The 10,915-nt window shown below is 72.6% G+C and carries 11 protein-coding genes; 5 read left to right on the top strand and 6 right to left on the bottom strand.

Translation table 11 applies throughout. The annotated features are described in order from the left end of the window. The first annotated feature begins 66 nt into the window (after window positions 1–66). The 3 genes from ureA (at window position 67) to ACFXMF_RS33405 (ending at window position 3,851) form a co-directional block, all read left to right on the top strand. Entirely contained in the window at window positions 67–915 is an 849-nt protein-coding gene (gene ureA, locus ACFXMF_RS33395; protein WP_360309452.1) for an urease subunit gamma, read from the top strand. 20 nt (window positions 916–935) lie between these two features. Next, window positions 936–2,609, top strand: a complete 1,674-nt coding sequence (locus ACFXMF_RS33400) for an urease subunit alpha (RefSeq protein WP_360309597.1) — start codon at window positions 936–938, stop codon at window positions 2,607–2,609. Window positions 2,610–2,816: 207 nt separating this feature from the next. Continuing rightward, window positions 2,817–3,851, top strand: a complete 1,035-nt coding sequence (locus tag ACFXMF_RS33405) for an agmatine/peptidylarginine deiminase (RefSeq protein WP_379989500.1) — start codon at window positions 2,817–2,819, stop codon at window positions 3,849–3,851. A gap of 42 nt (window positions 3,852–3,893) precedes the next feature. Here the strand turns inward: ACFXMF_RS33405 and ACFXMF_RS33410 are convergent, their stop codons facing one another. The 3 genes from ACFXMF_RS33410 to ACFXMF_RS33420 all read right to left on the bottom strand — a co-directional run bounded on the left by ACFXMF_RS33410 (window position 3,894) and on the right by ACFXMF_RS33420 (window position 5,849). After that, window positions 3,894–4,673 (bottom strand): SHOCT domain-containing protein, encoded by a 780-nt coding sequence (locus tag ACFXMF_RS33410; RefSeq protein WP_379989498.1) that lies wholly within the window; start codon window positions 4,671–4,673, stop codon window positions 3,894–3,896. Between the two features lie 41 nt (window positions 4,674–4,714). Further along, entirely contained in the window at window positions 4,715–5,227 is a 513-nt protein-coding gene (locus ACFXMF_RS33415) for a hypothetical protein (protein WP_360309458.1), read from the bottom strand. 301 nt (window positions 5,228–5,528) lie between these two features. Then, window positions 5,529–5,849, bottom strand: coding sequence for a 4a-hydroxytetrahydrobiopterin dehydratase (locus ACFXMF_RS33420; protein WP_379989496.1), 321 nt, complete (start codon window positions 5,847–5,849; stop codon window positions 5,529–5,531). 134 nt (window positions 5,850–5,983) lie between these two features. Between ACFXMF_RS33420 and ACFXMF_RS33425 the strand changes: the two genes are divergently transcribed. Together ACFXMF_RS33425 and ACFXMF_RS33430 are read left to right on the top strand one after the other, a co-directional pair. Further along, the gene (locus ACFXMF_RS33425; protein WP_379989494.1) at window positions 5,984–6,703 is read left to right on the top strand and encodes a TetR/AcrR family transcriptional regulator; all 720 of its coding nucleotides are present in this window, start codon (window positions 5,984–5,986) and stop codon (window positions 6,701–6,703) included. A 51-nt stretch (window positions 6,704–6,754) separates the two neighbouring features. Next, window positions 6,755–7,444, top strand: a complete 690-nt coding sequence (locus tag ACFXMF_RS33430) for a hypothetical protein (RefSeq protein ID WP_360309464.1) — start codon at window positions 6,755–6,757, stop codon at window positions 7,442–7,444. A 30-nt stretch (window positions 7,445–7,474) separates the two neighbouring features. Here ACFXMF_RS33430 and ACFXMF_RS33435 read toward each other — a convergent pair whose 3' ends face one another. The 3 genes from ACFXMF_RS33435 to ACFXMF_RS33445 all read right to left on the bottom strand — a co-directional run. After that, a complete protein-coding gene (locus tag ACFXMF_RS33435; RefSeq protein WP_379989492.1) occupies window positions 7,475–8,935 on the bottom strand; it encodes a TerD family protein in 1,461 nt (486 codons plus the stop codon). A gap of 126 nt (window positions 8,936–9,061) precedes the next feature. Then, window positions 9,062–9,712 (bottom strand): response regulator transcription factor, encoded by a 651-nt coding sequence (locus ACFXMF_RS33440; protein ID WP_360309468.1) that lies wholly within the window; start codon window positions 9,710–9,712, stop codon window positions 9,062–9,064. Beyond that, a partial coding sequence (locus ACFXMF_RS33445; RefSeq protein ID WP_380020932.1) for a sensor histidine kinase occupies window positions 9,709–10,915 on the bottom strand: 1,207 nt, incomplete at its 5' end. The genes ACFXMF_RS33440 and ACFXMF_RS33445, both read right to left, overlap by 4 nt.

The raw sequence follows: 10,915 nt of genomic DNA on the forward strand, positions 1-10,915 counted from the left end.
AGCGTTGACAGGCGGTATTGAATGGCGTTCAATGCGGTTTGAACGTCATTCAATACGGAGGTGCGCATGCGGCTGACGCCCACCGAGCGGGACCGGTTGCTGATCTTCACAGCCGCCGAGCTGGCCCGCGCGCGGCGTGCCCGGGGGCTGCTCCTGAATGTGCCCGAGGCCGCCGCGCTGATCGCGGACACCGTGTGCGAGGCGGCTCGGGACGGGGCCCGGCTGGCCGACGCGATCGACGCCGGGCGCTCGGTGCTCAAGGTGATCGACGTACTGCCCGGTGTCGTGGACGTGCTGGCCGACGTCAAGGTCGAGGCGGTCTTCGACGACGCGACCCGGCTGGCGGTGGTGACCGACCCGTTCCGCTCCGGCGAGGGTCTGCCGGTGGGCGAGGGCGAGGTGCACTGCCACGGACACGGTTCGCGCTCCGGCGCGGTCGCGGCGCCGGTGTCCGGTCCCGGCTCGCTGGGCGACGACGCGCCGGGCGCGGTGATCCCGGGCGGACCGGCGGTGGATCCGTACGCGGACGCCGACCTGGTGTCGGTCGCGGTGACCAATACCTCCGAGGTGCCGATCAGCGTCACGTCGCACTTCCACTTCTTCGAGACCAACCCGCGGCTGCGCTTCGACCGGGCGATCGGCTACGGGCGTCGGCCGGCCGTCCCGGCCGGCTCCACCGTGCGCTTCGACCCGGGGGAGACGGTCGAGGTGCGGTTGGTGCCGATCGGCGGGGCGCGGGTGGCGATCGGTTTCGCCGGCCTGGTGGACGGGCCGCTGGACGCGCCGGGCGCGCTGGAGGAGGCACTGCGCAAGGCGCACGCGTGCGGCTATCTGGGGGCCGAGCCGAGTGGGACGCCGGTCGCCGGCGACGGGGCGTCGGATGCGGGCAACGGCCGGGAAGGCGGCGGTCGGTGAGCGGCGGCGGTGACGAGGTGATGGATCCGCGCGACTACGCGTCCACGTACGGTCCCAGGGCCGGCGACCGGATGCGGCTCGGCGATTCGGGGCTGGTGATCGAGATCGAGCACGACTCGGCGCTGCCCGGCGACGAGTTCCTCGCCGGCTTCGGCAAAACCGCTCGGGACGGCCTGCACCTGAAGGCGATCCCGGTGCGCGACACGTGCGACGTGGTGATCTCCAACGTCGTGGTGATCGACGCGATCCAGGGCATCCGCAAGGTCTCGATCGGCATCCGCGAGGGCCGGATCGCCTCGATCGGCCGCGCGGGCAACCCCGATACGCAGGACGGCGTCGAGGTGGTGGTCGGCACCGGGACCACGATCGTCAGCGGCGAGGGGCTGATCGCCACCGCCGGCGCCATCGACACCCACGTGCACCTGTTGTCGCCGCGAGTCATGGAGGCGTCGCTGGCCTCCGGGGTGACCACGATCGTCGGCCAGGAGTTCGGCCCGGTGTGGGGGGTCGGGGTGAACTCGCCCTGGGCGCTGCGGCACGCGTTCTCCGCGTTCGACGCGTGGCCGGTCAACATCGCCTTCCTGGCCCGGGGTTCGTCCTCGGGACGGGGGCCGCTGGACGAGGCGCTGATCGAGGGCGGCGCGTCCGGCTTCAAGGTGCACGAGGACATGGGCGCGCACACCCGGGCCCTGGACACCGCGCTGCGGGTGGCCGAAGACCACGACGTACAGGTCGCGTTGCACACCGACGGCCTCAACGAGTGCCTGTCCGTGGACGACACGCTGTCCGTACTGGAGGGGCGGACCATCCACGCGTACCACATCGAGGGATGCGGTGGTGGGCACGTGCCGAACGTGATGCGGATGGCCGGGGTGGCCAACGTGATCGGCTCCTCGACCAACCCCACGCTGCCGTTCGGCCGCGACGCCCTGGGCGAACACTTCGGCATGATCGTGTCCGCGCACGGCCTCAAGACCGACCTGCCGGGCGACGCCGCGATGGCGCGCGACCGGATCCGGGCGGGCACGATGGGCGCCGAGGACGTGCTGCACGACCTCGGGGTCATCCCGATCACCTCCTCCGACGCCCAGGGCATGGGCCGCGCGGGCGAGACCGTGCGGCGCACCTTCGCGATGGCCGGGAAGATGAAGCTCGAACGCGGCGCCGAGCACGAACGGCACGACAACGAACGGGTCAAGCGCTACATCGCCAAGCTGACCGTCAACCCGGCGATCGCGCACGGCCTGGCGCACGAGGTCGGCTCGATCGAGGTCGGCAAGATGGCCGACCTGGTGTTGTGGCACCCGCAGTGGTTCGGCGCCAAGCCGCAACTGGTGCTCAAGAGCGGATTCCCGGCCTACGGCGTGGTGGGCGACCCGAACGCGTCCACCGACAACTGCGAACCACTGGTCCTGGGCCCGCAGTTCGGCGCCCACGGCGCGGCGCCGGCGGAACTGTCGGTGGCCTTCACGTCGCAGGCGGCGGCAGCCGGCGGCGGCGACCTGATGCCGACCCGGCGCCGCCGGGTGGGCGTACGCGGCACCCGGGGGATCGGTCCGGCGGCGATGATCCACAACAACCGACTGGCGGAGGTCCGAGTCGCCGCCGACACGGGGGCGGTGACGATGGACGGCGAACCGGTCATGTCGCAGGCCGCGGAATCGGTGTCGTTGAACCGGCTGTACTTCCTCTAGGGCGCCGTGCTTCGCGGGTCCGTGTTCCGCCGATCCGGGTGCTACCGGCCCGTGCTCCTACCGGCCCGTGCTCCTCCGATCCGCGTTCTGCGGGTCCGTGCTTCACGGGTCCGTGCTTCGCCGATCCGTGCCTTGCGGGTCGTGCTCCAAAGATCCGTGCTCCAGAGATTCGTTGCTCTGGACAGTTGAGTCCGAAGGAATTTCGAGATGACGAACACCCCGGCCGCAGACGGCTTTTCGATGCCCGCCGAGTGGGCTCCGCACGAGCGCACCTGGATGGCCTGGCCCAGCCGCAACGAGACCTTCGCCGAGGAGGATCTGCACACCGCGCGGACCGCGTGGGGTCGGGTGGCCGAGACGATCGCCCGCTACGAGCCGGTGACGATGATCACCGACATCGGCGAGTCGGACACCGTGGCGCGGTACGTCGGCCGGCCGCTCGCCGTGTCGGAGCGCCCGCTCGACGACGCGTGGATGCGCGACATCGGCCCGACGTTCCTGACCGGTGGGCCGGGCGAACTGGCCGCCGCCGACTGGATCTTCAACGGCTGGGGCGCCCAGGAGTGGGCCTCGTGGGAGCACGACCGGGACATCGCCGAGCAGGTGATCGAGGCCGCGGGCGCCCGGCGCTACACCTCGCGGATGGTCAACGAGGGCGGCGGCATCCATGTCGACGGCGAGGGCACGGTGTTGATCACCGAGACCGTGCAACTCGACGAGGGCCGCAATCCCGGGTGGACCCGGGAGCAGGTCGAGGACGAGCTGAAGGCGTTCCTCGGGGTGCGCAAGGTGATCTGGCTGCCGCGCGGACTGACCCGCGACTACGGGATGTACGGCACCCGGGGCCACATCGACATCGTCGCGTCGTTCGCCCGCCCCGGACTGGTCCTGGCCCACGTGCAGCCCGATCCGGCGCACCCGGACCACGAGGTGGGCAAGGAGAACGTGGCGCTGCTGCGGGCCTCCACCGACGCGCACGGCCGAGCGCTCGAAGTGGTGGAGATCCCGGCGCCGACCGTGCTCGAAGCACACGACGACTGGGTCGACTTCAGCTACATCAACCACTACGTCGCCAACGGCGCGGTGATCCTGTGCGCCTTCGACGACCCGCGCGACGAGGAGAACGCCGCGACCTTCGGCAAGCTCTTCCCCGGCCGCACGATCGAACTCGTGGACGCCCGCGACATCTTCGCCAACGGCGGCGGCATCCACTGCATCACCCAGCAGCAGCCGAAGGTGTGAGGGCTCGCGGGGCGGGTGCGGGTGCCGTGGGGCCGCGGGCGATCACCCGCCGTGCAGGATGCGCGCCTTCGCGGTGGCGAATTCGTCGTCGGTGAGCGCACCGGTGGCGTGCAGGTGGGCCAGGGTGGCCAGATCCTCGACGGTGGAGTGCGGTACGGCGTCCGACGTTTCCTCGTCGGCGAGGGTGATCGCCTGGATCGAGGGGTCGTCGGGGACGTAGCGGATCCGGGCCGCGGCGCCCAGGCGCGGTCGGGCGTACCGGGGGCGGTATTCGGTGTGCGTGGCGCGCGCGGACGTGCCGTCGGCCCGGCGGAAGTCGATCTCCAGGCGGAAGGGTTGGGCCTCGTTCGCCGTCCACCCCTCGGACGGCCGACTCACCTCGACCACCAGCCCCGACACCTCCACCGCCTCGTCGCGCAGCCGCGCCTCGACGGCCGCCGCGGCCTGAGCACGCTCCCGAGAATGGACCCGCTCGCGGAGCACCCATCGGGTCGCGGCGGCGGCGACGAGCAGCAGCGCACCGGCGATCGCGAGCAGCCAGTGGGGAGCGGGGCCGATGCCGGCCCAGGCGCCCAGCAGGGTGGCGGCGAGGGTGACGGGAATCAGCACGCCCAGCGGGACGGATGCCTCGGTGATCGGGGAGACCGTGCCGGCGATCACCAGTACCAGGAGCAGCGCGGTGAATTCGAGCGCCCACAGGCCGGGGGACCCGTCGAATCCGGAGCCGAGCAGGGCACCGAGCGGGCCGGCGACGAACAGCGGTGTCAGCCACCCGATCCAGTGGGCGCGCACGCTGTGGCCGGCGGGCGCTTCGATGGTCATGGGCGGGTCCTGGCGTCCGTCGGCGAATGCGGGATGACGACTCAGTGCCGGTCGGCGGGTGGGCCGACGGCGAGCGACTCGGCCGGCTTCGCGGTGTCGGCGGCCGTCGGGGCGTGGCGGGGTGCCGGGCCACGTTCGCTCGTGCCGAAGGCGGCGAGGGTGAGCAGCAGGACGACGAGGGCGACGGTGGTCGCCGTGGGGACGTACCAGCCGGCGTCGGCGGCGGGTTCGGTGAACGCGGCCAGGACGGCGACGGTGCCCGCGAACAGCAGGGCGCCGGCGAACGCGGGCAGGCCGCGCCGGCCGGCGGTGGCCGCGACCGCGCCGGCCACCAGCGCGAGCAGCAGCACCAGGCCGGCCAGCCCGATCAGGGAGGGGCCGAAGTCGTCGCCCGTGCAGCCGCGTTGCCCGAAGTCGTCGCACGAACCCTGGGCGGCGGCGCGGATCGCGTACGTCCCGATCAGCCAGCCGGCCGACCCGGCGCCGGCGATCGGAAGAAGCCAGCCGCGAAGGGTGGCCGAAACGGGGTGGGACGCCGATGCGTCGGTGCTCATGCCCGGAGGCTAGGCGGCGTGCGGGTCGCCCGGATGAACGCCCAGAAAGCACCGAGTGAAGCCTGTGTGGCCCGGCGGGCAGGCGGCGGGGCGGGTGGGCGCGTGGGCGCGGGCGGGCCGGGGCGTCCCGGGCGTGCGGGGGCGGTACCCGCGTGCTGCGGGCCGGGCGTCGAAGCGGGCCGGCGCCGGTGCGGAACCGAGGGGCTGCCCCTCGGGACGGGTGCTTCGACGTCGGGCGGCCGGATGTGGTGATGCCACGGCCGGAGGCTTCGCCGGCGGCGGGGTCGGCTCGGGGCCGGGCCTAGCTCTGTGGGGTGACGTTCTCGGCGCCGTGGGCTGCGGCGAAGGAGGCTACTCGGGTGGCGAACTCGACGTCGGTGGCGGTGATCCGGTCGCCCGCGTCGTGGGTGGTCAGGGCGAACGACAGGGTGCCGTAGAGGATGGTGATCCGGGCGTGGTGGTTCGCCTGGTCCTCGGCTGCGGCGACGGTCGCGTAGAACGCGGGGACGTCGGCTCGGGCGCACTTGTAGGTCGCGGTGAGTTCGCCGTCGGTGACCCGCCAGCCCGGGAGGTCGGCGAGGGCCTTGGTCAGTTCGGCGTCGGTGAGCGGCTGGGATGCCACGGTGGGTCCTCTCGTCGAGGTGGACGCTGCCTCTCGCCAGTATGGGGCCGCCGGTTCGCCGGGCGCGGTATTGAACGACGTTCTAACATGGCGGAAGGCGAGGTCCGCCGTCGAACGAACCAGGGGTGCTGAGCATGGCGGGGACACGGCGCAAGCGGTTGGAACAGCCCAGGGAGGTGGTGCTCCAAGCGGCGATGGACGCGATCGCCGAGCACGGACTGGGCCGACTGACCATGGCGGGCCTGGGCAAGCGGATCGGGATCAGCGGCGGTCACGTCGCGTACTACTTCGGGTCCAAGGAACAACTCCTGGTGGAGACGCTGCGCTGGAGCGAGCAGGGATTCGCGCAGCGCCGCCGGGCGCTGCTGACCGCCGTCGGCGTGTCGCTCGCCGAGCGGCTCGCCGGCTACATCGACCTCTACCTGCCCGACGAGCGAGCGGACTCGCGGTGGACGTTGTGGCTGGAGGTGTGGACGCGGTCGCCGGCCGATCCGGAGGTATTGGCCGCGAGCGCGGAGATCGAGGGCCCGTGGATGGCGGACCTGCGCGCGCTGATCGCGCCGCATCCGGATCCGGACGGATATGTACTGCGGCTGCACGCGTTGCTGGACGGGCTGGCCACCCGGATCGTGATCGGTGCGCCCGGTCCGTCCCGAGCGGAGATGGCGCGGCAGGCGACCGAGTTCGCGGTGCGCGAGGCGCTGGTGGCCGGGACTGGGCCGGGGTTCGCGAGTGCGATCGCGGAGGGCGGGGGCGGGGCCGGGGAGGCGGCTGCGAATTCGGGTTCGGACGCGGATTCGGGTGCGGGTGCGGGTGCGGGACCGGACTCGGGTGTGAACCACACGAACCGGTGATCCGGGGGTGAATTGCCCCCGTTTCGCGGGCCTCGGCCGCATCGTGGGGGCATGAAGTGGTGGCGGAACCCGAGGCAGCGGCTCGCGTTGATCTGTGCGGTGGCCGCGGCGCTGGTGATCGTGGGGCTGATCAACCGGGACCGCAAGGACGACACCCGGTCGACGGCGGCCGACGGCGCGCGGGTCGCCGCCACGGCGCCGGCACCCACCGGTCCGGTATCGGCGGCGCCGCAGACCCGGCGGGCCAAGCCCGCACCGGTGCCGAAGAACGTACTGCCGGACCTGGTCGGGGTCGACCTGCAACAGGCGTGGGACGGCGCCCGCCGGGCCGGCTACCGATCCGTCACCTCGCACGACGCGAGTGGGCGCGGCCGACGGCAGTTCGTGTTCAGCAATTGGCACGTGTGCGATCAGACTCCCGAGTCGGGCCCGCTGGCCAAGGAACTCCCGGTCGACCTGGGCGTGGTCCGGCACGACGAGAAGTGCCCGGCCGGTGCCGTGCCGACCCGGGCGCCCAAGGTGGTCGACGGACGCATGCCCGGCCTGGTCGGCCGCAGCGTCACCGTGGTCCGCCGGGCGCTGCGCGGCGACGCGCACGTCAAGACCGAGGACCTGGGCGGGAGTCGGCTCGTGCTGATCGAGACGCACTGGATCGTCTGCACCCAGCGCCCAGCCGAGGGGCAACCCGTCGCGGACCCGGTGACCGTGGGCGTGGTCAAGTACGGCGAACGCTGCCCGTGACCGCGCCCGGCTCGACGCCGCCCCGTCGAGTCAGCCGTCGAGCGCCTCACGGGCCGGGTCCACCAGCTTGCGCACGGTGCGGCCGTCGGCGAAGCGGCCGAGTGCCGTCATCGACCAGACGGGACCCTCGCGCACCAGCTTGCACATCAGCACGCCGGTGCGCGGTTCGGTGGCGGACAGGTCGAAGCGCACCAACTCGGCGTCGGTGGTGTCGTCGACCAGGCGACAGAAGGCGCGGGAGACCTCGGTGAACTTCTGCCCCAGGAACGAGTTGACGGTGAACACGAGCCCGGTGACCTGCGGTGGCAACGCGTCCAGCCGGACCACGATCGACTCGTCGTCGCCCTCGCCCTCACCGGTGAGATTGTCGCCGGAGTGCACGATCGCGCCGTTGAGGCCGGACAGCTTCATGAACCAGACGGTGACGACCTTCTTGCCCTGCGCGTCGAACGCGATACAGGACGCGTCGAGGTCGATGCTGCTGCCGGCCTTGGCCGGGTCCCAGCCCAGGCCCATCCGGATCCGGGTCAACGGCGGGGCGCCGGTCTTGACCAGCGAGACCGACTGGTCCTTGCGCAGGCTGACCCGGCCCTTGTCGAGGTTGATCGCTCCACCGGTGTGGGTGCCGCCGACCGGCAGCGGGACGGTGGCCGCCACCGTCGGAGCAGGAGCAGGAGCGGGAGTCGGGGCCGACACCGGGGCCGGCGGAGGCGGTGGCGTCGGCTCCGCAGGCGCGGTGGGCTGCACGGTCACCGGGCGTCGTGGCACCGGCGGCGGGATCGGCGCGGGCCTGGGTGGTTCGTGCGGGAGCAGCGGCGCGACGGGGACCGGCGGCGGCTCATCGGGCGCCGGGGCCTGCGGGCGCGCCGGAGCCGGAGTCGGCACGGTCTGTGCGGGCGTCTCCGGACGCTCCTGTCGCGTGGGCCCGCCCGACGGTGCCGGCGGCGTGCCCGGGCGGCCGGTCGGCGGGGTCGGTTCGTCGTCGACCGCGACGCCGAAGTCGGTGGCGATGCCCGCGAGTCCGTTGGCGTAGCCCTGGCCGACCGCGCGCACCTTCCACGCGCCGCCGCGCCGGTACAACTCCAGCATCGCCAGCGCGGTTTCCCGACCCAGTCCGTGCGGGGTGAAGGTGACCAGCGCTTCGCCGGTGGCATCGCGCACGGTCGCGGTCGGCGGCGCCGTTCCGCCGAAGGTGGCCGGTGTGCCGGGGCCGTCGTCCAGGCTCAGCGTCACCACGATGGTCTGGACGTCCGCCGGCACCGCCGCGGTGTCCACCTGCACGGCGGCCGGTCGGCCCGGTGCGCCCGCGCGCAGTCGCACGCCGGGCCCGGTCGGCTGGTTGTAGAAGACGAAGTCGGCGTCCGTGCGCACCTTTCCGGATGCGGCGAGCAGCAGCGCCGAGACGTCCACGGGCGCCTCGGCGGCGACCTCCACCAGTACGGCAGCCACCGCCAACGGGCAGTTGCCGCCCTTCGTGAGCGTCACCGACATGCGCACCCCTTCGGTTCACGGATCCGACCGGGGTCGGACGCCTCCGAGGTTACCGAGCACGCGCCGCCGTCGCACCGAGGCCCGCGGTCCGCACCGCCGCCGCCCGGTGGCTCGTCCGCACTCGGGTCAGCGGCGGATCAGGCCCGCGTCGTAGGCCAGTAGGCCCGCCTGGGTGCGGTTCGCGCACTCCAGTTTGGTGAGCATGCGGGAGACGTAACTCTTGACGGTGGTCTCGCTCAGGAACAGTCGGTCGGCGGTCTGCGCGTTGGACAACCCCTCGCCGATGCAGGTGAGTACCTCGATCTCGCGCTCGGTCAACGACGCGACGGCCAGTACGGCGCGCTCGCGGGCCGCGTTGCGTCCCGAGGACGCGGTGACCAGGTCGCGGGTCACCGCCGGAGACAGCACGGTGTGTCCGTCCATCGCGACCCGAACCAGACCGATCAGATCCTCCGGCGGGGTGTCCTTGAGCAGGAACCCGGCCGCGCCCGCGTGCAACACGCGCAGGATGTACTGCTCCAGACCGAACGTGGTCAGCACGATCACCCGAGGCGCGTTCGGCAGGTCGACGATCTGTTCGATCGCGGTCAGCCCGTCCACTCCCGGCATGTGCAGGTCCATCAGCACCAGGTCGGGCCGATGGCGCAGGACCGACTCGACCGCCTCCGCGCCGTCGTACGCCTCGCCGATCACCTCGATGTCGTCGGCCACGCCGAGAATCGTGCGCAGGTGCGCGCACACCATACGTTCGTCGTCGACGAGCAGGACGCGGATCATGCGGGGTCTCCGGATTTCGTGGTCGATGCGCCGGCCGGTAGTACGGCGAGCAGTTCGTAGCCGCCGTCGGGCAGCGGGCCGGTACGCAGCGTGCCGGCCACCAGTTCGACCCGCTTGCGCAGACCGAGCAGGCCGCTGCCACCGGTGCCCAGGGCGACGTCGGCGACCCGGGTGGGAGCCGAGTTTCGCACGGTGATCTGCACCTCGTCGCCCACGTAGTGCAGTCGTACGTCCACCACCGCGCCCGGCGCGTGTTTGTGCACGTTGGTCAATGCCTCCTGGACGACTCGATAGGCGGCCCGACCGACCACCGGCGAGGTGGCGTACGGCTCGCCCAGGGTGAGTACGTCGACGGATACGCCCGCCGAGCGCGAGTCGGCCACCAGATCGGACACGTCGAGCACCGCGCGCGGCGCGACCACCACCGAACCCATCTGCTGCTCCGACCGGGTGACCGCGACCAGAGTGCGCAATTCCTCCAGCGCCTTGCAGCCCACCAGGCGCAGTTCCTCCGCCGTCGCGCGCACGTCCTCCTCCCGGGCCCGGGTGCGCAGGGCACCCGCCTGGAGCACCATCAGGCTGACCCGATGGGTGATCACGTCGTGCATCTCGCCCGCGATCCGGGCCCGTTCCTCCATCCGCACCTGCTCGAAGAGCAACTCGCGTTCGCGCTCGGCCCGATCGAGGCGATCCAGGCGCAATCGGCGGCGCACGGCGACATAGAGGCCGAGCAGCGCCGGCACCAGCGCCACGCCGGCGCCGCCGACGATGCTCGGCGCGTCCGGGTGGTTCCACGGTTGGGCGACCGTCAGCACCAGGGCGGCGATCAGTGCGACCGCGCGCCGCCGGTCCTCCAGGTAGGCCCCGGCGGCGTAGGCCGCGAAGAAGAGCGCGTGGGTGGGAAACAGCAGGGACACGGCACAGATCGCCACCCCCGAGCCGAACGGCGCGCGCCGGCGATCGAGCAGCAGCCCGCCCGCCAGCACCGCGCTCACCTGGTGCGTGTACGGCCAGTCGACCAGACCCGGGTCTCGCCCCATGCGCAGGGCCAGGCCCAGCGCGACGGCGATCGCCGAGACCAGTACGTCGAACCCGAACGAGCGGCGGGTCGCCGACCAGGCACGGAAGCTCACCCGGCCACGGTAGCCGGGCCCGGACCCCGGCCGCCGCAGCAGCGACGGTGCGCCGGCGAGGGACGCCGGC

It is taken from the genome of Embleya sp. NPDC059213 (assembly GCF_042754445.1).
Classification (GTDB): domain Bacteria; phylum Actinomycetota; class Actinomycetes; order Streptomycetales; family Streptomycetaceae; genus Embleya.